The 22,134-nt window shown below is 45.1% G+C and carries 22 protein-coding genes; 12 read left to right on the top strand and 10 right to left on the bottom strand.

Going from position 1 to position 22,134, the window contains the following annotated elements; genetic code table 11:
* Positions 1 to 236: 236 nt before the first annotated feature.
* A complete protein-coding gene (locus BT112_RS17650; protein ID WP_072318790.1) occupies positions 237 to 920 on the bottom strand; it encodes a cell division ATP-binding protein FtsE in 684 nt (227 codons plus the stop codon).
* 289 nt (positions 921 to 1,209) lie between these two features.
* Here BT112_RS17650 and BT112_RS17645 point away from each other — a divergent pair, with 289 nt between their 5' ends.
* Both BT112_RS17645 and BT112_RS17640 read left to right on the top strand, forming a co-directional pair.
* Entirely contained in the window at positions 1,210 to 4,236 is a 3,027-nt protein-coding gene (locus BT112_RS17645; RefSeq protein WP_072318789.1) for a tetratricopeptide repeat protein, read from the top strand.
* Positions 4,237 to 4,250: 14 nt separating this feature from the next.
* Entirely contained in the window at positions 4,251 to 6,068 is a 1,818-nt protein-coding gene (locus BT112_RS17640) for a TonB-dependent receptor (RefSeq protein WP_245777065.1), read from the top strand.
* Positions 6,069 to 6,144: 76 nt separating this feature from the next.
* Here BT112_RS17640 and BT112_RS17635 read toward each other — a convergent pair whose 3' ends face one another.
* From BT112_RS17635 to BT112_RS17615, 5 genes are all read right to left on the bottom strand, one after another.
* Positions 6,145 to 7,152 carry an MvdC/MvdD family ATP grasp protein gene (locus BT112_RS17635; protein ID WP_072318787.1) on the bottom strand — a complete coding sequence of 336 codons (1,008 nt, stop codon included), beginning with the start codon at positions 7,150 to 7,152 and terminating at the stop codon, positions 6,145 to 6,147.
* A gap of 20 nt (positions 7,153 to 7,172) precedes the next feature.
* Positions 7,173 to 8,144: an MvdC/MvdD family ATP grasp protein gene (locus BT112_RS17630; protein WP_072318786.1), complete on the bottom strand. Its 972-nt coding sequence runs from the start codon at positions 8,142 to 8,144 to the stop codon at positions 7,173 to 7,175.
* 84 nt (positions 8,145 to 8,228) lie between these two features.
* Complete coding sequence (locus BT112_RS17625) at positions 8,229 to 8,474, bottom strand: microviridin/marinostatin family tricyclic proteinase inhibitor (RefSeq protein WP_072318785.1); 246 nt, start codon at positions 8,472 to 8,474, stop codon at positions 8,229 to 8,231.
* 109 nt (positions 8,475 to 8,583) lie between these two features.
* Positions 8,584 to 9,006 (bottom strand): SMU1112c/YaeR family gloxylase I-like metalloprotein, encoded by a 423-nt coding sequence (gloA2, locus tag BT112_RS17620; RefSeq protein WP_072318784.1) that lies wholly within the window; start codon positions 9,004 to 9,006, stop codon positions 8,584 to 8,586.
* A gap of 10 nt (positions 9,007 to 9,016) precedes the next feature.
* A complete protein-coding gene (locus BT112_RS17615) occupies positions 9,017 to 9,592 on the bottom strand; it encodes an LOG family protein (RefSeq protein WP_072318783.1) in 576 nt (191 codons plus the stop codon).
* A 193-nt stretch (positions 9,593 to 9,785) separates the two neighbouring features.
* Between BT112_RS17615 and BT112_RS17610 the strand changes: the two genes are divergently transcribed.
* The 5 genes from BT112_RS17610 to dnaG all read left to right on the top strand — a co-directional run bounded on the left by BT112_RS17610 (position 9,786) and on the right by dnaG (position 15,432).
* Positions 9,786 to 10,763, top strand: a complete 978-nt coding sequence (locus tag BT112_RS17610; protein ID WP_072318782.1) for a polyprenyl synthetase family protein — start codon at positions 9,786 to 9,788, stop codon at positions 10,761 to 10,763.
* A gap of 173 nt (positions 10,764 to 10,936) precedes the next feature.
* Positions 10,937 to 11,500, top strand: a complete 564-nt coding sequence (locus BT112_RS17605) for an RNA polymerase sigma factor (RefSeq protein WP_072318794.1) — start codon at positions 10,937 to 10,939, stop codon at positions 11,498 to 11,500.
* Complete coding sequence (locus BT112_RS17600; RefSeq protein ID WP_072318781.1) at positions 11,487 to 12,221, top strand: hypothetical protein; 735 nt, start codon at positions 11,487 to 11,489, stop codon at positions 12,219 to 12,221. The genes BT112_RS17605 and BT112_RS17600 overlap by 14 nt, the downstream gene beginning before the upstream one ends.
* Before the next feature lie 31 nt (positions 12,222 to 12,252).
* A complete protein-coding gene (locus BT112_RS17595; RefSeq protein WP_072318780.1) occupies positions 12,253 to 13,350 on the top strand; it encodes a porin family protein in 1,098 nt (365 codons plus the stop codon).
* Between the two features lie 96 nt (positions 13,351 to 13,446).
* Positions 13,447 to 15,432 (top strand): DNA primase, encoded by a 1,986-nt coding sequence (gene dnaG, locus BT112_RS17590; RefSeq protein ID WP_072318779.1) that lies wholly within the window; start codon positions 13,447 to 13,449, stop codon positions 15,430 to 15,432.
* Between the two features lie 25 nt (positions 15,433 to 15,457).
* Here dnaG and BT112_RS17585 read toward each other — a convergent pair whose 3' ends face one another.
* Positions 15,458 to 16,087 carry a response regulator gene (locus BT112_RS17585; protein ID WP_072318778.1) on the bottom strand — a complete coding sequence of 210 codons (630 nt, stop codon included), beginning with the start codon at positions 16,085 to 16,087 and terminating at the stop codon, positions 15,458 to 15,460.
* Between the two features lie 353 nt (positions 16,088 to 16,440).
* Entirely contained in the window at positions 16,441 to 17,229 is a 789-nt protein-coding gene (gene nadE / locus BT112_RS17580) for an NAD(+) synthase (RefSeq protein ID WP_072318777.1), read from the bottom strand.
* Between the two features lie 93 nt (positions 17,230 to 17,322).
* Here nadE and gldB point away from each other — a divergent pair, with 93 nt between their 5' ends.
* Both gldB and gldC read left to right on the top strand, forming a co-directional pair.
* On the top strand, positions 17,323 to 18,285 hold the full coding sequence (gldB, locus tag BT112_RS17575) for a gliding motility lipoprotein GldB (RefSeq protein ID WP_072318776.1): 963 nt from the start codon (positions 17,323 to 17,325) through the stop codon (positions 18,283 to 18,285).
* A gap of 54 nt (positions 18,286 to 18,339) precedes the next feature.
* Positions 18,340 to 18,675 carry a gliding motility protein GldC gene (gene gldC / locus BT112_RS17570; protein WP_072318775.1) on the top strand — a complete coding sequence of 112 codons (336 nt, stop codon included), beginning with the start codon at positions 18,340 to 18,342 and terminating at the stop codon, positions 18,673 to 18,675.
* A 3-nt stretch (positions 18,676 to 18,678) separates the two neighbouring features.
* Here the strand turns inward: gldC and yihA are convergent, their stop codons facing one another.
* Both yihA and BT112_RS17560 read right to left on the bottom strand, forming a co-directional pair.
* Complete coding sequence (gene yihA / locus BT112_RS17565; RefSeq protein WP_072318774.1) at positions 18,679 to 19,284, bottom strand: ribosome biogenesis GTP-binding protein YihA/YsxC; 606 nt, start codon at positions 19,282 to 19,284, stop codon at positions 18,679 to 18,681.
* 3 nt (positions 19,285 to 19,287) lie between these two features.
* Positions 19,288 to 20,052: an alpha/beta fold hydrolase gene (locus BT112_RS17560; protein WP_072318773.1), complete on the bottom strand. Its 765-nt coding sequence runs from the start codon at positions 20,050 to 20,052 to the stop codon at positions 19,288 to 19,290.
* Positions 20,053 to 20,422: 370 nt separating this feature from the next.
* On the opposite strand from BT112_RS17560, the gene mraZ reads away from it, so the two are divergent.
* From mraZ to BT112_RS17545, 3 genes are read left to right on the top strand one after another with little or no spacing between them, the layout of a single operon-like run.
* The gene (gene mraZ / locus BT112_RS17555; protein WP_072318772.1) at positions 20,423 to 20,893 is read left to right on the top strand and encodes a division/cell wall cluster transcriptional repressor MraZ; all 471 of its coding nucleotides are present in this window, start codon (positions 20,423 to 20,425) and stop codon (positions 20,891 to 20,893) included.
* Positions 20,880 to 21,776: a 16S rRNA (cytosine(1402)-N(4))-methyltransferase RsmH gene (gene rsmH / locus BT112_RS17550; RefSeq protein ID WP_072318771.1), complete on the top strand. Its 897-nt coding sequence runs from the start codon at positions 20,880 to 20,882 to the stop codon at positions 21,774 to 21,776. The genes mraZ and rsmH overlap by 14 nt, the downstream gene beginning before the upstream one ends.
* 27 nt (positions 21,777 to 21,803) lie before the next feature.
* Complete coding sequence (locus BT112_RS17545; protein WP_072318793.1) at positions 21,804 to 22,121, top strand: FtsL-like putative cell division protein; 318 nt, start codon at positions 21,804 to 21,806, stop codon at positions 22,119 to 22,121.
* Positions 22,122 to 22,134: the final 13 nt, after the last annotated feature.

The raw sequence follows: 22,134 nt of genomic DNA, 5'->3' as shown, positions 1-22,134 counted from the left end.
CTCCACGATAGGTCTTTTCCAGGCTGCTCAAGTCTACCGAGTCCAAAATCGTGTTGACAATACGTACAGGATGGTTCTGAGGAACTAGGTCATCATAACTGGGCGGAAGCAGGCTCAACTGCCCTTGGTCGTAGATCTTCCAGGTGACTTTTCGGCTCATGCTTAAATTTACAAACACAAAACCTTATAACAAAAAAAAGAGGCTGCCTTTTTAGACAACCTCTTTTTATTGAAGGTCAGACGTTTTTCTGTACGACTTCAAAAACCTTGCTGCCGTCGCATTTCAGGGTTTTGGAAGGGAATTTGAGGAGCAGCGCATAATCGTGGGTAGCCATAAGAATGGTACGGCCGTTCCGGTTTATTTCCTGGAGAACTTTCATCACTTCCACACTGGTTTGCGGATCGAGGTTCCCGGTGGGTTCATCTGCAAGGATGAGTTCGGGATCGTTGAGCAGCGCCCTGGCAATAGCCACACGCTGTTGTTCGCCCCCGGAGAGTTGATGCGGAAATTTGAAACCTTTGGTCTTCATGCCTACACGACCGAGTACTTCCTCGATCTTGGCATCCATCTCTTCCTTGTCTTTCCACCCGGTAGCCTTCAGAACAAACAGCAGGTTGTCATTTATCGTGCGGTCCGGCAAAAGATTGAAATCCTGGAATACGATTCCCAGCTTTCTCCGCAGAAACGGAATGTCTTTTTCTTTCAGTGCCCTGAGGTCAAAATCCGTAACCGTTCCCGATCCCTGGGTAAGCGGAAGGTCGCCGTATAGCGTTTTCATAAAACTGCTTTTCCCGCTTCCTGTTTTACCGATGAGATACACAAACTCGCCCTTGTTGATGTCGAGATTGATTTCGCTGAGTACCAGACTCTCTCTTTGATATATGGCAACATCCCTGAGTTCTACGATCGTATTTGGCATACTTTGAATTTTACTGGGGTAAAAATAATAAAAGTTAAGGCTTCGGATTCTTACCGTAATGCTAAATATAACACAACACCTGTCAAAAGTAAAAAAATCCGGGGTTTTACCACGATCTTTTACCGGTTAAATATAACCGAAAGCCTTGCTTTTAGCTGCTCCGACAGTAGTGAAGAGCGATAAAATCAAAATTTGTAAGCGGTTAATCTCATTGTGGATAATTATAGGCGAAAAGCTGCGTTATAGGTTGTATATTCGGTTATCTTTGAGTGACGAAAAAACAATATTTATGCAATACATAAAGGTTATCCCGCTTTTTGCAAGTTGCTGTTTTATGCTGACAGCAACGGCGCAAATGTCTGAAGTATATACCTATAGTGAAAAGGATTATGAGAAAGCCCTGGAGCTTTATAATAATAAACAATATCGTGCTGCCCAGCTGGCATTTGAAAATGTAAAACAGCAGACACGCGACGAAGAAGTAGAGGCCAACAGTGCGTATTACATTGCCGGGAGTGCCATCCGGCTGGAACAGTTGGGAGCGGATCAACTGATGGAGAATTTTGTCAGGGACTATCCGACATCCACCAAAAGGAACACGGCTTATATCGATGCGGGAGATTATTATTTTTCCAACGGAAAATATCCGCAGGCCCTGAAGTGGTACAGTAAGGCCGAGGATCAGGGTATGAGTGCCGGAGAACGGGATGCCTTTAACTTCAAAAAGGGATATGCCTTGTTTACGGTGAAACGCTATAACGATGCCAAAACCTACCTGAACCGCGTGGCAACCTCTGCGGAGTATGGTCCTAAAGCCAAATACTACCTTGGGTATATGGCCTATGAAGGCGATGATTATAACGAAGCCAACCAGTATTTCGAACAGGTGTCGGGTGAGAAGGAACTCAATAAAAACCTGTCGTATTACCAGGCCGATATGAATTTTAAGGCCGGGAAGTTTGAGGAAGCCATACGACTGGCTAAGGAACAACTGCCTAAATCGGGACCTGCAGAAGTGTCCGAACTGAATAAAATTATAGGAGAAAGCTATTTCAACCTCAAGCAGTACGATGCAGCCATTTCCTTCCTGAAAGCGTATAAAGGGAAAAACGGCAAGTGGAACAATACGGATTTTTACCAGCTCGGATATGCTTATTACAAACAGGGAGATTATGAAAATGCCATAAACCAGTTCAACAAGATCGTGGGAGGAAACGATTTCGTAGCTCAAAATGCATATTATCATCTTGCCGAATGCTATCTGAAAACAGAAAAGAAACAACAGGCTCTCAATGCATTCCGAAATGCTTCCGAAATGGATTATGATGAGCGGATCAGCGAAGATGCCCTGTTGAACTATGCCAGGCTGAGTTATGATATCGGTAATCCTTACCAGAGTGTGCCTGAGGTTTTGCTTTCTTTCCTGGAAAAATATCCCGATTCCGGATACAGGCAGGAAATAGAGGGACTGCTGGTGGATTCTTATGTAACTTCAAAAGATTACGATGCGGCATTACAGCTTTTGCAGCGCAACAATTCTTACGGGAATAAGGAAGCCTACCAGAAAGTTGCTTTTTACCGTGGTGTGGAATTGTTCCGCGATGGAAAGTATAAGGAAGCCGGTGAGTATTTCGATAAGTCGGCCAAAGAACCACAGAACAGGAATTACCTGGCCAGGGCTATTTACTGGCGGGGAGAAACGGCATACCTGACTAATAACTACGATAGGGCGATAACAGATTTCAAGGATTTTATCAATAGTCCGGCAGCCTCACTGACTCCGGAATACGATCGGGTAAATTACCAGTTGGGTTATACCTATTTTAAACAAAAGAATTACGACCAGGCCATTACCTATATGGAACGCTACCTGAACGACAACACGGGCAGCGACCGCGAACGGGTAAGCGATGCCTGGCTTCGACTGGGGGACAGCTATTTTGTGATCGGGAAATACTGGCCGGCTATGGAAGCTTATAATAAAGCTATAGCCATGAAGGAATCCCGTATGGACTATGCCCATTTCCAGAAAGCCATAAGTTACGGTTTTGTAGACCGTGTCCCGAAAAAGATAGACGAACTGAAAAGCTTTATCAGTAATTATCCCGATTCCGACCTCAGGGATGATGCCATGTATGAACTCGGAAATACCTACATCGCTCAAAACGAGGTTTCGGCAGGGGTAGAGGTATATAACCGCCTGGTGAAGGAATATCCGCTGAGCCCGTTTGTGCCCAAGAGTATGCTGCGTGAAGGATTGGTGTACTACAATGCCGAAGAGGGTAATAAAGCCTTGGAGAAATTCAGGAGTGTGGTAAATTATTATCCCAATACCCCCGAAGCATTACAGGCTGTAGCTACGGCAAAACTCATATATGTGGATATGGGTAAAGTCGAGGAATACGCCAGTTGGGTACGAGGACTCGATTTTGTCGAAGTAACCGATGCGGAGTTGGATAATGCAACCTATGAATCTGCCGAAAAACAATACGCACAGAACAAGACTTCGGAAGCGATAAAAAGTTTTGAAAATTACCTGACGAAATTTCCGAGAGGACTTCATGCACTCGAAGCTCACTTCTACACGGCACAATCCTACTTCCTGAACGGAGAGAAATCAAAGGCCGTACCGCATTATGAAAAGGTGACGGAACAGGGAAGGAACGAATTTACAGAGCAGAGTCTTACCCGTCTCGGACAGATTTACCTGGACGAAAAGAACTATGAAAAGGCAGTGCCGGTATTGAAAAAGTTAGAAGAAATGTCCGGATCATCGCAAAACCTGACCTTTGCAAGGTCGAACCTGATGAAAGCCAATTATGAGCTCAAAAATTATCCGGAAGCCATCCGGTATGCCCAGCAGGTACTTCGCGATGATGCGGCTGATAACAGGGTGAAGAGTGATGCCCACATCATGATAGCCCGGGCAGCTATGCAAACCGGAAGCGAAGCTACCGCCAAGGAAGCTTATGCCGAGGTTGCCAGAATAGCCACCGGTTCGCTGGCGGCAGAAGCCCTGTATTACGACGCTTACTTTAAGAATAAGGATGGAGCATACGAAGCTTCCAATAAAAGCGTCCAGAAACTTGCCAGCGATTATTCGGGATATAAGGAATTCGGGGCAAAGGGCCTTGTGCTTATGGCTAAGAACTTCTATGCGCTGGACGACGCTTTCCAGGCTACGTATATCCTGGAAAATGTGATCAGTAATTTCGGGGATTATCCCGATGTAGTCAACGAAGCGCGTAGCGAGTTGTCCCGCATTAAGGGAGAGGAATCCAAAAGGAACTCCTCCGTAAATCCTAATAATAACTAAAATTCCATACGTACATGTATAGTATATATAGTCATAACGGAAAATCATCGGCTATGGATCGTAGTCTTCGCAAATCCGGTTCAAAACAAGTTCATCGGATTCCAAAGGGAACCGGGCTGATTACGATAGCATTGGCATTTTTAGCAATGTCGGCCGGATTTGCCCAGGAGAAGGAAAATATAGGAACAGAAACCGTAGATGTGGTACGTCCGTATAAGGCCAATATTTCCGATGCATTCAAAGTGAGGGATGTTCCGGCACTTGACGATTCCACTTTATTAAAGAAAAAGAAAATTCAATACAGCATTTTTTCGGTGCCCGTAGCGTCTACATTTGTTCCTGCCAAAGGAAAAGTCTCAGGGGTTGAAAGGAAAAAGCGGGATATGCTTTACAATACTTATGTGTCTCTCGGGCTTGGCAATTACAGCACGGCTTTACTGGATTTTTACACGAGCAGAGCGATCAGTAAAGATGAATCTTTTGACATCGGTCTTAATCACCATTCGGCCCAGGGACAGCTTGATGAAATGGAACTGGACACAAAATTTTTTGATACCCGTCTCGATGCATCCTACAGCAATGCCGGGCGTTTCTATCGCTGGGGAGTGAACGGGGAATTCCGTCACCAGATCTACAATTGGTACGGATTGCCGGAGGAGGCAGGTTTTGACCAGGCCGAGATTAACAGTATCGATGAGAGACAAACGTATTATACCGCTTCCGTAGGCGGAAATATAGAGGCTATTGACGAATCGGTGTTTACGGGAGCCGAACTTACGCTGCGAAGGTTCTGGGATGCTCATGATTCAGGTGAAAACAGGTTGGTTTTCAATCCGTCATTTCAATTTCCCGTAGGGCAGGAGCTGATTACCGCCAAAATATTTGCGGACTATGTCGGAGGAGAATTTGACCGGGGTTATTTTACCAATGATAAAATAAAATACGGAAACCTGTTGTTGGGGGTTAATCCCAACCTCCTGATCGACGGAGAAGATTTCAGTATTAGCCTCGGAGCTTCTGTATTTTACGGAATGGATATTGAGAATGACGATAATGATGTGTATATCTATCCGCAGGTTAAAGCTTCATACCGGCTTGTTGAGGAATTCGTGACAGTGTATGGGGGTGTAGAAGGCGGATTGGATCAGAATTCTTATTACGACCTGGTTCAGGATAACTTCTTTGTGTCACCTACCCTGGGAATAACACCTACGGACAGGCAATATGATGCGTATGTTGGGATGAAAGGAAAACTTTCCTCTACCGTAGGGTATAATGTAAAGGGATCGTACCGTTCCGAAAACAACAAACCTCTGTTCCGTGCCAATGCCGTTAATGTCAGTGGCAATGAAGGACAGGGATACGTATACGGAAACTCTTTTGGTGTGGTGTATGATGATGTAACGACATATTCGGCATTCGGTGAACTTCATGCGGATATAGACCGTAACCTCACCCTTGGCGTAAATGCTCAGATATCCGGGTATGATGCGGACAACGAACAGGAGGCCTGGAACCTTCCGGTAGTTCAGGGGTCTTTCTTTGGCGATTACCAGATCGGGGCACACTGGTTTGCAGGAGCTAACCTGTTTTTTGTCGGGAAACGGAAAGATCTGTACACTCCCGGTTCACTGCTCGGCGGAGACCCCCGGGTGGTTACGCTCGATAGTTATTTTGATGTCAATGCACGTGCCGGATATCGCTTCAATGATCAGTTGTCGGTTTTTGTGAAGGCAAATAATATAGCGAATAACCAATATACGAGATGGATGAATTATCAGGTTCAGGGCTTCCAGATCCTCGGAGGAGTGACCTATAAATTTGATATGTAAATCGTATCGGTTTCACAAAACACAACAGGCGCTATGTAAGGCGCCTGTTGTGTTTTACAGAAGTTGATGTTGACTGTCATTCTTCGAAAAGGGGCGTGTACCGTCGGTATGCACGCCCGGTCAGCACTTCGGCAAGATGTCTCGAGATAGCGCCCTGAGCCAGGCGATCCAGCCAGAGATATTCTCCCGCAGCATTGATCTCCAGAAAATAATACTCCTGTTCAGGGGTAACGATAATATCAATGGCGCCGTAATTAATGTGGTAAATATCCATTAACCGGAGTAATTTTTTCCTGATATCTCCCGGAAGCTTATAGGGTTTCCATTCGTTAAGAAGAGTATTTCCTTCCCGGCGCCAGTCTACCCGGGCATGAAGTGTTTTGCCCGAATCTATGGCATAGGTAAATACAGCATCGCCCACAATGGTTACCCGTAGTTCGCATGATTTTTCGAGTTTTTCCTGAAATTGCATGGGGCAGTATTGCAGCGTGTCGATGTTTTCCAGATCCTGTTCGGATACGATATTGGTAAAGACTACGTGTTCCATACCGTTTTGGTAGATAGCAAACGAACTTTGCATTTTGGCAATGACACCGTCCGGATACTTACGTACGAAACGCTTTGCGGCTTCGGGATCGTTGGTGATACAGGTATCGGGAACAAGGAGTCCTATGGAAGAAGCTATTTTCATTTGCTCTTCCTTGCTGTCGAGCCTGCGGTAGGTACTGAAACGGTCTATCTGAAAACACGGCATGCTTTCGAGCATACCGAAAAAGGTACGCCTGATTTCTTTCTGTGCGCTGGGAAGAAAAGTATGGTCCAGGATGGTATCGAGGCCTTTGGCAAGATGGTGACTTCTCCGGTACCATACTGCAGTGACATCGTGTAAAGACCACAGTGTTGTCCCGGTATCGAGAGCGGTTGTCCATTTCCCGTTTTCAAACAGACTGCTCAGACGATATTTCGTGGGGTATTCGTTTACATTAAAACGAATGACCTCGGCCCCGGTTTCTTCGATAAAAGCGGAAACCGTGGCAATGGAAGCATTATCCTCGGAATGGGTAATGATCAGTATTTTTTGCATGAGAAGAGATTTGGCAGGCGTTATATGCCTGCAATTAGTTTTTTGGCAATGGTTTCGCCTATGGGATACTGCAGATCGCGTTGCAGCATGCCCCATTCGCCCTGCGGATTGACTTCCAGAAAAATGTATGATCCGTTCTGGTGGCGGATCATGTCCAGGGCTCCGAAAAACAATCCCATCTCGCGCATCATGGCAGTCAGGCACTTGCAGATCGTTTCGGGTAAGGTGTAGGGTTCCCAGGCAATATCCGGAGCTGTCGCTGTTCTCCAGTCCGTATTTCCGGGCATAGTGTTGCTGGTGTTGATTTTTCCGGTGTAAAACATACCGTCGATGTAAATGATCCGGAGTTCATAACTTTTGGGGATCATTTCCTGAAAAATCATGGGGCATAAAGGAAGAACATCCAGGCGCTCCACATCTTTTTCTTCTATGGCTGTAGTAGGAAAAAAAGGAGTGTCTCCACGCATGCTTCGCGACAGCGAGCCGTGAAGTTTGACGATCATTTTTTTTCTGCACTCCCGGTAAAAGAATTCCCTGGCTCTGTCCGGATCATTAGTGAACAAACTCTTGGGAATATCGAGACCGTGACGTGCTGCAACCTGCAGTTGCCCAAATTTATCCTGACTGATGGCATGGTCTGTAGCTATAGGGTTCATCCAGGGGACATGCTTCAGGGAAGCAAAAAAAATGTTGCGCATGGTCTGGTATTCCTGGAGGTAAATGGCGTGATACTCCGGGGCAAGATCTCTGGGCGGCTTGATAGCCCAGAGTTTCCGGTACCATACGGCTTCGATATCTCTGACCGAAAAGCTGTTGTTGTCAACCGACCAGTAAAGGTCTTTACTGCTGTTGTCGCAGGAGTATCCGAAGCGCGCCCGGTGCGAGAAAAGGTCGGTATTCATCCTGAATACTTTTTTGCCGAGGGCCTCACATTGTTTCCGGACAATATCTATGGTGTAGTGATCTTCACTGTGCGTAAGAAATAAAATCATCGGGGCAGATCGTTTTGCGGACAATATCCGAAAAGGCAACAGCTTGTGAAAGCCGTTGCCTGTTACGGAAAACTTTAATCAATTTTACAGCAGGTCTCCTGCTTCGTCGTCATCCGAAGGATACTTCAGGGTAACATCCCCACCACCATCATTGTCCAGGACAGGTTTGGTAATAATAGGCATAGGCCCCCCGTTACCATCCTCTTCCTGGTCGGAAGGGTACTTCAGAGTAATACCTCCCTGAGCATTTTCTTTTTGATCTCCGGAAACCTGATGCTCCAGAAAATTGGCGAAAAACGGCTTTTTAGTGCCTTTGTTCTTTTTGTTCATGGTAAAAAATTTGGGTTTAATACTAATTTTTACGCTCATGCCAACGGCAAATGAGATACTCAAAGATTGCGAAAATATTAAATATAATGTGTTAAAATTCTTATTTTTTTTATAACGAATTAATCCATTTTCCGTTCCAGGTAGTCTTTTCATAGAGTTCAAGAGGAAGGCCGTCCGGATCGGAAAAAAAGGTAAAGCGTTTGCCGGTAAGTACATCCGTACGTATACGTTCTGTTTGAATATCATGCTCCTGCAGGGCCGCTATCGCACTTTCTACATCGTCTACTTCAAAAGCCAGATGACGCAAACCTGTGGCTTCCGGCCCGGTGACCCTTGGTGGCGGACCGGGAAAGGAAAAAAGTTCTATACTGTAATTCCCGTGAAGGGAGAGGTCCAGTTTATAGGAGCTTCTCTCCTGCCGGTATGTTTCCCGGGTAATGGAAAAGCCCAGTACCCGGGTGTAAAAATCCTTCGATTTTTCGTAATCGGAACATATAATGGCGATATGGTGTATTTTGTTGAGTTTAAGCATGGCAAATACCTCAGTTTTTTCCTATCCATTTGCTGCCTGCAGGGGCCTCGTAACGGTCCATTTTATCGAGAAGATCTTCAATGTCTTCACTGATCAGCAGCATATCCCGATTGTTTTTCCGGAGTAATCCTCTGGAAGTCATCGTGTCCAGAAGCTGCACCAAACCATCATAAAACCCCTGGACATTGAGCAGGCCTATGGGTTTTCGGTGCAATTGCAGTTGGGCATTGGTCAGGGCCTCGAAAAGCTCGTCAAGAGTACCATATCCGCCGGGCAAAGCGATAATACCATCGGCGAGGTCTTCTATTTTAATTTTTCGTTGGGACATGGTTTCGACCAGGAGAAGTTCGGTAAGTTTCCTATGGGCGATTTCTTTGTTCCGTAAAAAGTTAGGGAGTACGCCGGTAACTTTTCCTCCCTGTTCCAGAGCTCCGTCTGCAATGGCGCCCATCAGGCCTACCTGCGCTCCGCCATATACGAGTTCGATATCCCGTTGTGCCAGGGTTTGGCCGAGCAGATAGGCCTGAGCTTTATACATGGGATCGAGTCCGTCATTGGAACCGCAATACACTGTTATTCGTTTCATGTTTTCTGTTTTTTGTGCCTTGAAGCGATCGTGGAGACGACAATCGCAGAAGTAATTTTTGACGTCTTTAAAATACGCAATTCAATGTAAAATATACAAACTTTATTTTGCGGTATATTTATTTCCGGATAACTGTAATTCGGGGGATCGGTCATCTTTTTAATTACAGCTTTTTTATATCTTTGGAGCCGTGATGAAACCTGTGGCCAGAATCAAACAACCAATTTACACGGAAATGGAACTTTTCGAGAAAAAGTTCTATGAATCCATGTCTTCCAAAGTTTCACTACTCAATCGTATTACCTATTATATCGTAAACCGTAAAGGGAAGCAGATGCGGCCTATGTTCGTTTTCCTGGTGGCCAAAATGGTTTCGGGAGGTAAAGTGAACGAACGGACATACCGTGGAGCTTCTGTTATTGAACTTATCCATACGGCTACTCTGGTTCATGACGATGTGGTAGATGACAGTAACCGCCGTCGCGGTTTTTTCTCCCTCAATGCCCTGTGGAAAAATAAAATTGCCGTACTTGTCGGGGATTACCTGCTTTCCAAGGGATTGTTGTTGTCGATCGACAACGACGATTTTGACCTGCTTAAAATTATTTCTGTAGCCGTAAGGGAAATGAGCGAAGGGGAGCTCCTGCAGATAGAAAAGGCAAGGCGACTCGATATTACCGAAGCAGTGTACTACGAGATCATCCGTCAAAAAACAGCTACCCTGATCGCTGCCTGTTGTGCACTCGGTGCCTGCTCGGTGAAACCCGATTCCGGCGAGACTGAAAAAATGAGAAGGTTCGGAGAACTTATCGGAATGGCCTTCCAGATCAAGGACGACCTTTTTGATTACGGTGATGAACGAATCGGCAAACCTACGGGGATCGATATCAAAGAGCAGAAAATGACACTTCCTCTTATTTATACGCTAAACAATTGTTCGGAACAGGACAAACGATGGTTGATCAACTCCGTAAAGAATCACAATAAAAATATGGCCCGGGTGAAAGAGGTCATCGCTTTTGTGAAACAAAACGGGGGGCTCGAATATGCCGAACAAAAAATGAAAGCTTTTCAGCAGGAAGCCCTGCAGTTACTCGACACATATCCTCCCTCTGAATATAAAGATTCTCTGGAGCTTATGGTCAACTACGTCATTGATCGGAAAAAATAAAACTTCACATTTTTTACGATTAGTCTTAGAGTGTTATTGATCTGTTTTTGTGTGTTATACGGTTTTTGATTCTTTTTTTATTCCGGGAAATTCAAAAAAAATACACTTCTCAGGCAACTTTTAAAACGCTTTTTTCGTCTATGTAAACAGAAACACTAATGAAAAAGCATTTCTTGAAGATCATACCGCTCTATAAAGACGAAACCAGGCTGGTAAAGAAGGCAGCCGGAAATAACCGGGAAGCCCAGCAGGAACTTTTCAGGAAGTATGCTTCCAGGATGCTCAGTGTTTGCAGGTATTATATCAAAGACGAACAGTTTGCCGAGGATGTGATGATTACCGCTTTTTTCAAGGTTTTTACACAGATCGGTGCATTCCGGGGAGACGGGAGTTTCGAAGGGTGGATCAGGCGTATTATGGTGCGGGAATGTATAAGTTTCCTGCGAAAGGAAAAATCCCTCTCCTTTCTGGAAGAAGAACATATTGCAGGTGTGAGTTCCGAAACGGCAGACTACTCCGGAATTGATGTGGAAGCAATACAGTTTATTATTGATGCGTTGCCGCAGGGATACAAAACTGTTTTCCTGATGTATGCCATAGAGGGGTATTCACATAAAGAAATTGCGGAGACTTTGTGTATCTCGGAAAACACCTCCAAAACACAATTGTTTAAAGCGCGGAAGATGTTGCAGGAAAAAATAGAAAAACTAAAGATGAGGGAGAATGGAACAAGATAAAAGAGAGCTTCAACTCATAAAAAAACTGGAGGAAAGACGTATAGAGCCTTCGGCGAAGGCATGGGACAGACTGGAGCAGAAACTGGACGAGGCGGCAGCTCCCCGAACAATGCACAACCTTAATCTGTATTGGATTGCTGCTTCCATGCTCATACTGTGTTCTGTAGGAATATGGATGTTTTCCGGAGAAGGGGAACCGCAGGATGTTCCCACAGTGCAGATCACCGAAACTACAAACGATACCAAAGCAGTGAAAACAGAAACCGCTCCTGCGGGAACGGATGAAGCCCTGACCGAAACAGGGATATCAGAACAATCTATAAACGAGCCGGAAAAACAATCCGCTTCCTCCTATTCCCCGGAACAGAAGGTTATGCCGTTTCCACGGCCTGCCCCGGAAGAAAAAGAAGAGGTGTTGGCCAAAGCGGAACAAGAGGATGATCTTGAGCGTAAAAAGGTTGATGAAGTTGTGGCCAGGGTCATGGAGATTCACGAAAAAAGAGCCGTCACTGATGAGGAGATCGAGCTTTTATTAATGGAGGCACAACGCGAAATAAAAACACAGCGCGCTCTTATAACACAAACCGGAACGGTAGATGCCATGGCCCTGCTGAATGAGGTAGAGACGGAACTGGATAAGTCTTTCCGGGATAAGGTATTCGAAGCGCTGAAAGAAGGTTTTGTAAAAGTAAAAACCGCTGTGGCCAACAGAAACGATTAGTATATTCATTCATCAATCAAATCCATCAGTTATGTTACGAATTATCAGTTATGTCACTTATGTGATCCTGCTCCTTATTGCCCAGAATTTATGTGCCCAGACCCTTTCGCAGAAGGATAGCCTGGACTTACGTGCCCGCGAACGGGTACTGGAAGCTATCGACGTCCGTAAGGAACGTGTGGTGGAAGAAGAAAAAGCCAAATTGAAGAAAGAAGTGGAACGTATTCGCGAACTGGAAGACCGTGGGGAGATCAGCGCCGGAGAAGCCCGGGCAAAAAAAGAAGAGGAGGCCCGGAAAACCGCTTTGAACATCGAAAATAAAATGGCCGTACTCAACAATAAGAGAGCCCTGGTAGAACGCGGTGAAGAGAAAGGCTGGGAATATCTGGAGAGTTCCACGATCGGTATAGGTATCGGTAATAATTATGACGGAAACGGCAGCAGGTTTTTAGGAGTACGGTTTGAAAATAAGCGAAAAGACAAAAAATATGATCGCCGGACCTATTCCGATATTGTGGTGGCAGTAGGTTTTAATAACGCTCTGATCGAGGGAGAATCCCTGAATGACAGTCCCTATAAAACAGGGGGGAGCAGGTTTTTTGAACTGGGATGGCAATGGAAGACCCGGGTATTTAAAAACAGCAATGCCGTGCGTTTGAGTTACGGACTTTCGTTCCAGTCCAATGGCCTGAAACCGAAGGACAACATGTATTTTGAAAAGGAAGGGGAAGAGACTTCGTTGCAAGCGTATCCGTACAGGTTGAAAAAATCCAAATTCCGTCAGGACAACCTCGTAATTCCCGTATTTTTCGAATTCGGTCCTTCCAGGCGTGTGCAACACGATGAGTATTTCCGGTATTCGACACGCAAAAAATTCAGGATCGGCCTCGGGGGATATGCCGGGCTCAACCTGACATCCAGGCAGAAATTAAGATACGACCGGGAAGGGAGTACCGGCAGGGAAAAGATCAAGGACGATTACAACACCAATAACTTTGTTTACGGACTGGCGGCCTATGCGGGTATCGGGGGAACATCACTGTATCTGAAGTACGATCTCAACCCCATTTTTAAGGAACCCAACATAAAACAGAACAATATTTCACTGGGTCTGCGTTTCGAGTTGTAAAACCAGCCGGTGCTTTAAAATCAGGAACGATAATTTCCTTACTTTTGATTCCCGTTTCAGGCGGGAATCTTTAATTTTATAGAAAAGAACGAAGTATTGATTTCGAAGGAGACCATAGATAAAGTTTTTGATGCGGCCCGTGTGGAGGAGGTTATCGGTGATTTTGTTCAGCTAAAAAAATCCGGTTCCAACTTCAAGGGGCTGAGTCCTTTTACCGAAGAACGTACCCCGAGTTTCATGGTGTCTCCGGTAAAACAGATATGGAAGGATTTCTCTTCGGGCAAGGGTGGGAATGTTGTGGCTTTTCTTATGGAGCACGAACATTTTACATATCCGGAAGCCGTAAAATACCTGGCTAAAAAATATAATATTGAGGTCGAGGAGACCGAGCAGAGCGACGAACAGAAGCAGCAGGCCGATGAGCGGGAAAGTATGTATCTCGTGAGTGAATATGCCAAGGGATATTTTGAGGACGTTCTCTGGAATACGGAACCGGGAAAGGCTGTCGGGCTCACCTATTTTAAGGAACGCGGCTTTACAGATGAGACGATAAAGAGCTTCGGACTCGGATATTCTCCGGATGAATGGGAAACGTTTACCAAAGAAGCGCTGGCACAGGGATATCAGTTGGAATTTCTCGAAAAAACAGGGCTCACTATTGTCAAGGAAAATGCGGCTTCTCCAACGGGAAGAAAACAGTTCGACCGCTTTAAGGGGCGGGTGATGTTCCCTATACAGTCCATGAGCGGAAGAGTGCTCGGGTTCGGGGGAAGGATACTGACCAATGATAAAAAAGCAGCCAAGTACCTGAACTCTCCCGAAAGTGCCATCTACCATAAAAGTAAGGTGCTCTATGGGATATATCATGCCAAGCAGACCATCGCCAAAGAAGACAACTGTTACCTGGTGGAAGGGTATACCGATGTTATCCAGTTTCACCAGAGGGGTATAGAAAATGTGGTAGCTTCCAGCGGAACCGCCCTCACCCCGGAACAAATACGCCTGATCCATCGGCTGACCAATAATATTACGGTACTTTTTGACGGTGATGCGGCGGGGCTTCGGGCTTCGGTGCGGGGCATCGATCTGATCCTCGAACAGGGAATGAATGTAAAAGTGTGCGCATTTCCCGAGGGGGAAGACCCCGATAGTTTTGCAAAAGCCAATTCCCTGGATGCCATAAAGCAGTATCTGGAGGAACACGCTAAAGATTTTATCCGTTTCAAGGCGTCCATGCTTATGGAAGAAGCCAAGGACGATCCCATTCGAAAGGCAGACACCATACGCGACATCGTAAACAGTATTTCAAAGATACCAGACCGCATACAAAGGGAAGTATATGTACAGGAATGTTCCCGTATTATGGATATTTCTGAAGAGGTGCTTTTTAATACACTGGCACAGATAGGGCGTAAGGAGATAACCGATGCGGATAAGAAGTTCAGAAAAGAGCGACGCGACCAGGGCATGCAGGTGGTTAAAGACCCGGAGCGTACATTGCAGAAGATAGATCAGCAATATCTCCTGGAGCGCAAAATCATTGAAGTGTTATTGCTTTACGGAAAAAAAACCGAAGAATTCGAAGATTTTGTACTGAAGCAGGATGATGAAGGGGAACTACAGCTGGAGCGTGTGGTGCATCGGAGTTGCGTATTCGAAAAAATATTCCTGGACCTTCAGGACGATGAAATCGAACTGAGTAATCCGATTTTCCGGAAAGTGTACCCTCAGCTTATACAGCAGCTGAATGAAAAAGAAGATTTTACCGTTAAAACTTTCGTACAGACCATGGAGGATGATGTGGCCGATGAAGTGACCTCTATTCTCATGGAAGAAGAAAAATATATTTTACACCGCTGGGAAGAACAGGATATTCTGGTTAAGGATAAGAACGATACGGTGGGACAGCTTGTCAGTGAAATAGTGTTGAGCCTCCGCTGTTTTCTCATCGATAAGCGGGTCATCGAACTGCAGGAGAAAACCCTTGAAAACAAAGATGGTAATTCGGAAATCCTGGAGGAGATTATGAATTACCATCAGTTAAAAAGATTGTTAGCTAAAAAGCTCAACAGGGTATTGTGAAAACCTATAATGCCAAACTGTTTTTTTAGTACAGTTCGAGCGCTTTTGCCTGTTGGAGCATGTCTACCATATTGTCTACATTTAGCTTACGCATCAGCCTCGCCTTGTAGGTGCTTACGGTTTTTTCGTTGAGTCCGAGTTCTTCGGCAACGTACTTGTTTCTTTTTCCTTCTGCAAGAAGCTTGAGGACTTCAACTTCTCTTGTGGAGAGTTTGCGGAAGAATTTTCGGGGTTTGTTCGTACTCTCGTCGAAAGCCAGGCGCTGAGCAAGTTCGTTGGTGATAAACAATCCGCCGTTGGCGATCTTGGTTATGGCTTCGGAAAGAAGAGAGGTGTCCGCATCTTTTGAAAGATATCCCGAGGCACCGGCACGGAGGGTACTCAATGCATAGACGTCTTCAGATTCGGAACTGAAAATAAGAACTTTGGCCTGGGCGTATTCTTTCTTTAACTGGCGCAAAGCTGTAATTCCGTTCACTTCCGGAATATTCATTTCCAGAAGGATAATGTCAGGGCTCACTTTCGGTAAAACTTCGAAAAGTTCGGAAGTCGTACGTACTTTAGCCACTACTTCAATCTCTTTATTGCTGCTGAGGGCGGCAGCAATACCATCTTGTACTACCGGATGGTTGTCGGCAATTAACACTTTAATCATGATGATTTGTTTTTATTTAGGATTAGTTAGGTTTTTCACAAACCATCGCTGATAAGCAGGAAGTAATATTCAGGTAGTATATGGGGTAGTAAGTGGGTATAAATGTAATAAAAAAAAATATCCTATGCAAAAGTAGAGAAAAATATTTCAGTTTTTTTTGTAATTAAAGCCCTGAGCCTGTGCGTAAATGTAATATTAAATTACAGTTAATTAGTACAGTTTTTGGTGTGCAGGTACACTCTGCCGGCAAATATATTCAAATACGTAGAAAACCTTTTCTTGTTATACAAGGTGTTGATTTGAAGGGCGCAAAAGGTATTGTGGCAGAGCCTGCCTTTATATTGGTTGCGGCCTTATTTAAGAGCTTCCGGTATCTCACATACGGGGATGGGAAGCATCTTGTGTTTGTTGGCATTGTTAAATCGCTTGTATATTTCGAAAACTTCTTTTTTTCGCCCTTCGAAATCTGCCGCCTTTTTGCCTTCGTTATCCATTTGCATAGCCCATTCCAGTTCCGGATAGGAGGCACCTATCTGATCTTCGTCGGTACGGTCATCTCCCCAGAGGCCATCCGTAGGGGGTGCCACGAGGATTTCCCGGATAATACCGAGATGTTCGGCTATTTCATAAACTTCGGTTTTCAGCAGGTCGGCAATAGGACTGATGTCTACCCCGCCATCTCCGTATTTGGTATAAAAGCCTACACCGAAATCTTCTACCTTATTTCCGGTACCGGCTACCAGATAACCTTCCAGTGCTGCAAAGTAGTATAAAGTAGTCATACGCAGTCTTGCCCGGGTATTGGCGAGCGACATAAAGCGGTCTTCTTCCTGGTCTACTTCGGGAAGACTGCTCACGAGACTGTCAAAAACAGGGGTAAGATTTACCTGCTGTACACTTATGTTATCGTAATTTTCGCCCAGCCAGGCAATGTGTTTTAAAGCACGTGTAACCTGGTTTTCTGCCTGATGTATGGGCATTTCAAGGCAAAGCAGCGGAAGTCCTGTCCTGGCACAAAGGGTGGAAGTGACCGCAGAATCAATGCCTCCGGAAACCCCGATAACAAAACCCTTGATTTTTGCTTGCTCCGCATAATTTTTCAGCCAGTGTACGATATGATCGACTACTTTTTCGGTTTTCATTCTGTTGTGGTTTATTCTGTTTACCTTTGCCGCTGTTAGGCCGCATAAAAGTATTAAAAAGATTGGTTAATTATAAAAGGTAATCTCACACTTATGTGTAAAAATGTGATATTCTTATGTGTTTTTCTTCTTGTTGTTTCGTGTAACAGGAAAAGTGACCTGGAAGCGGCAATAGAAAAGATCGATGTCGATGTACATATAGACAGATTTGATGTGGAATTTGCCGAAGCGACACCGGATGATCTCCCCGCGTTGAAATCCGATTATCCTTTTCTCTTTCCTTCACAATATACGGATAGTGTATGGATTGAGAAAATGAATGACAGTCTCCAGAAGGAACTTTCTTCGGAAGTTAAAAAAGCTTTTCCTGACCTTTCGAAGCTCCGGACCGCGTTGCATTCGCTTTTTCAGCATATCAGATATTATTTCCCCGGATTTACAGTGCCGCGGGTGATCACCCTGACCTCGGAGGTCGATTACCGCAATAAAGTGATCTGGACGGATAGTCTTCTTTTTATCGCTCTCGATACCTACCTGGGGGAAGACCACCGTTTTTACGAAGGTATTCCGGCCTACCAGGCGAAAAACTTTTCGGGAGAACATATAACCTCCGATGTCGCGGGCGCTTTTGCAGAGCTGCACATCCCCGGAAAACACGACAGAAGCCTGCTGGCAGCCATGGTGCGTGCCGGGAAGGCATTGTATGTTAAAGATCTGCTGCTTCCAACCGTCCCGGATGCACTTAAAATCGGGTATACCACAGATGAAATGCAGTGGGTGATGGCTAACGAAAGTGAAATGTGGCGGTATTTTGTAGAGCGCAGCCTGCTGTACAATACCGATTCGAGGTTAAAAGATCGCTTTATAGAAGCTGCGCCTTTCTCCAAGTTTTACCTGGATATCGATAACGAATCACCCGGCGGTACAGGGCGTTTTATCGGCTGGAAGATAGTGCGGTCGTATATGGAGAACAATGATGTATCTTTGCAGCAGATGCTGGAAACACCGGCAGAAGACATTTTTAGGACATCGGGTTATAAGCCTGCAAAAGCGTAGTGCTTCTCTTTGGCGGACCGCGATAACACTATACGAATTTAATAGAAAAACAATATGGCTAAGACACATCGATCGGATATAAATATTTCGGTAGAACTCGATGAGAACAGGGTTCCGGAAAAACTCAAATGGTCCGCGCAGGACGGGGGCGTAGATAATGAAGAAGCCAAGGCTTTACTGTTGTCTATCTGGGATAGTAAAAACCAGGAAACCCTGAGGATAGATCTGTGGACCAAAGATATGCCTGTCGACGAGATGAAAGTATTCTTTCATCAGACACTCGTGGCGATGAGCGATACTTTTAACAAGGCTACACAAGATGAAAAGATGACTGCTACCATGCGCGATTTCTGTGATTACTTTGCAGAAAAGCTGGAGTTGAAAAAGTAGTGACTAAGATTTGATCTCCTGGTTGATGTGTTCTATATATCCCAGGAGTTCTTCCTTTCCCCGGCCGTCTGAAGACGACGTGATGAAATGGGGAGGGGCTTCTTCCCAGATACCCTCGAGCATTCTATCCAGATAATTCCGGGTGTTTCGTTCGGCTGCCTGTGGTTTTAATTTGTCGGCTTTGGTGAAGACAATGGCAAAAGGTATGCCGCTCATGCCGAGCCATTCCATAAATTCCAAATCTATCGGCTGTGGCTCATGGCGGATGTCAATAAGGACAAAAGCACAAACCAGTTGTTCCCGTTTCTCAAAATAATCGGTGATAAATTTCTGAAAGGTCTTCTTTATTTTTTTGGACACCCGTGCATAGCCGTATCCAGGCAAGTCTACCAGGAACCACCGCTTATTGATGCGGAAATGGTTGATAAGCTGTGTTTTTCCCGGTTTTCCGGAAGTTTTCGCAAGCTGTTTTCTCTCGGTCAGCATATTGATCAGGGAAGACTTCCCTACATTGGAACGCCCGATGAACGCGTATTCCGGTATGGGTTCGGAAGGGCATTTGCCTACATCCGTATTACTGACTATAAATTCAGCCGAATTGATTTGCATGGATTATATGTTTTTGGCCGTAAGCCACTTTTCCAGGAGAACATTAAATTCTTCCGGATGTTCCATCATGGGGGCATGCCCGCACTTTTCTATCCAGAATAATTCGGAATCCGGTAAGAGACTGTGAAACTCTTCGGCAACATTCGGTGGGGTTACCGAATCGTTTTTTCCCCAGATGATACATGTGGGCGTAAGCATGTGCGGAAGATCTTTTGCCATATTATGGCGGATCGCACTCTTTGCAATGGCCAGGGTTTTGATCAGTTTGGAGCGGTCGTTCACCGTCGCGTAAACTTCATCCACGATTTCCTTGGTTGCAACGTTCGGATCGTAAAATACATCTTCGCTTTTTTTCTTGATGAATTCGTAATTCCCCCGCTTCGGGTATCCGTCGCCCATAGCACTCTCGTAAAGCCCCGAGCTTCCCGTAATAACCAGTCCTTTTACTTTCTGAGGGAACATTTTGGCGTGAAGCAATGCTATGTGCCCCCCCAGGGAATTACCCAGCAGAATAACCTGGTCCAGTTTTTTATATTCTATGAATTGTTCGAGGTATTTAGCGAAGCTCTTAACATTGGTGCGTAGAAGTGGCTTTTTATATATAGGCAGCTCAGGCACTATGACTTTGTATCCTCTTGTGGAAAAGTATGAGGTCACTCCGTTGAAGTTGCTCAATCCCCCCATTAACCCGTGGAGGATAATCATCGGGGTGCCTTCTCCGACCTCTAAATAAGAATATTTGCCTTCTTTCTTTATGTCGTGTACCATCAATAGGTTAGTTGATATTCTAAGTTAGCAAATTTACATAAAATTGTTTCACTGCAAATTTTACTTCTGCTCTCTTGTTGATTTTTATGGAAAATAAGGCTTTTACGACCTTTCAGGGGACATTTTGCTACTCAGAAAATCCGCCCTTTTTCGGAGGCTTAGTCATTGAATAGTGTAGGGCTTTACGGTAAAAATAAGTATTCTCAGGACAGGCACAATCCTGTGGTAATCCCCCCGGAATGTCAGGAAACGGAGGATTTAGGGGGCATAAAACAGTAAAACTTATCAACAAAGTGGTAGAAAGTGGTAAAAAGTGGTAAATAATTCCATATATTTGAAAAAGTAAATCTCAGAACCTTAAGGTTTGATAATGAATAACTTCATCGGGACATACGAGTGTAAAGCGGATGCCAAAGGAAGGGTGATGCTTCCCGTTGCGCTTAAAAATCAGCTTTCGCCTGTGTTGCAACACGGGTTTGTGCTCAAAAGAGCTGTTTTTCAGCCTTGCCTGGAATTGTATCCGATGGAGGAGTGGAATGTGCTGATGCAGAAGATGAATAAACTCAATAGGTTTAAGAAGAAGAATAATGATTTTATCCGTCGTTTCACTGCGGGGGTTAAAATGGTTGAGGTGGATGCTACGGGGCGGCTGCTTGTTCCGAAAGATTTGGTGGCTTTTGCCGGGATCGGTAAGGAGATTGTGCTGTCTTCTGCTATAAACATTATTGAGATTTGGGACAAAGATAAGTATGAACAGGCAATTGACGATGCTGCTGTGGATTTTGCGGAACTTGCCGAAGAAGTAATGGGAGACGAAGATGACGAAGATGGAATATCATAAGCCGGTACTGCTGAAGGAGTCTGTAGACGGGCTCCGTATTAAAGAGGACGGGGTGTATGTGGATGTGACCTTTGGCGGAGGAGGGCATTCCCGGGAAATCCTTAAAAGATTAGGGGTGAACGGGAAGCTTTTTGCTTTTGACCAGGATGAAGATGCCTGGGAGAATGAGATTGCCGATGACAGGTTTGTGCTTATCCGTGAAAATTTCCGTCATGTCAGGCGGTTTTTGAGGCTCTACGGGATAAAGCAGGTTGATGGTGTTTTGGGAGATTTTGGTGTTTCGTCTCATCAGTTCGATGTGCCGGAGCGTGGTTTTTCGACCAGGTTCGAAGCGGGGCTCGATATGAGGATGAGTAGAAAAAACGATCTGTCGGCTTATGACGTGATCAATGTGTATGAAGAAGAAGAGTTGCGGGAGGTGCTGCAGTTATATGGAGAGTTGAAGAATGCAAGAGCTATGGCCCGGGTTATCTCAGAGGCGCGTAAGGAAGAGCCGGTGAAAACTACTGAGCAGCTCAAAAAAGTACTGAAGCGTTTTCTGCCTGCAAATAAGGAACATAAGATACTGGCCCAGATTTATCAGGCTGTTCGTATAGAAGTGAACAGGGAGATCGAGGTACTGCGTGAGTTTTTACTGCAGATGCCGGAGTTGCTGAAAAAAGAGGGGCGATTGAGCCTTATTAGTTATCACTCCCTGGAAGATCGTTTGGTCAAACGATTTATACGCAGTGGGCTGTTTGAGGGAGAGCCGGAAAAGGATTTCTACGGTAATGTGGAAGTGCCTTTGAAAAAAGTCGGAGGACTCATCGTTCCCGGAGCGGAAGAGATAGCTGAAAATAACAGGGCGCGGAGTGCGAAGCTTCGTATAGCCGAAAAGATATAATTGAAAACACGGAAAAAGCAGCTGGAGATGAAAAGCAGGTTGATGGATATACTCAAAGGAAAGTTCCTCGTCAGTGAAGACGCGGTGAAGAACTGGAGGTTTATCCTTTTTGTGTCTGCGCTTGCCGTGTTTATGATTGCCAGTTCGCACAGTGTGGACAGGAAAGTGCATGAAATAGCCAGGCTCAATGATGAAGTAAAGGAGTTGCAGAACGAATATGTGGATACGAGGTCTATCATGCAGCGCATGAAGCTCGAATCTACCATTCTGTCCCGACTGGAGAACAAGGGGTTGAAGCAATCCGAAACAGCGCCCAGGAAGATAGTCGTCCTGGAGGGGCGTTAAGATAAACCGAATG

The sequence above is a fragment of the Sinomicrobium oceani genome, from assembly GCF_900119185.1.
GTDB classification, from domain to species: domain Bacteria; phylum Bacteroidota; class Bacteroidia; order Flavobacteriales; family Flavobacteriaceae; genus Sinomicrobium; species Sinomicrobium oceani.
This window is presented reverse-complemented; position numbering and strand designations above follow the sequence as displayed.